Source organism: Methylobacterium sp. D48H (assembly GCF_053345715.1).
Map to the genome: position 1 here is coordinate 1 of NZ_JBKFAP010000145.1, position 310 is coordinate 310.

General features: G+C 74.2%; 1 protein-coding gene. It reads right to left on the bottom strand.

Annotated elements, in window-relative coordinates:
* On the bottom strand, positions 1–310 hold a 310-nt coding region (locus tag ACLBX8_RS31870; protein WP_447716433.1), incomplete at both ends, for a VTT domain-containing protein.

Here is a 310-nt window from a genome sequence, read left to right on the forward strand (position 1 = left end):
CGCGAGACCTGCAACCATCTTGGGCGTGACCAGGGCGCGCAGGGTCAGGGCCTGGTCGCAGCCGCCCGACCCCGTCGCGAGGCAGGCGGCCCTGGCGGCCTCGTGGGCGGCGACCACGTCCTCGATGCCCGCGCCCGTGGTGGCGTACACGACCGCGCCCGGCAGCAGCCCCAGGAACGTCGCGAGCACGAAGACCCCCATCTTCACCCCGAAGGCGGCGGGCGCGAGGTTGGTCACCCAGAACGGGAACAGCGGCAGGAGGCGGAGCACCGCGATGTAGCCGAAGGCGTCGCGGCGGAAGCCCTCGGCC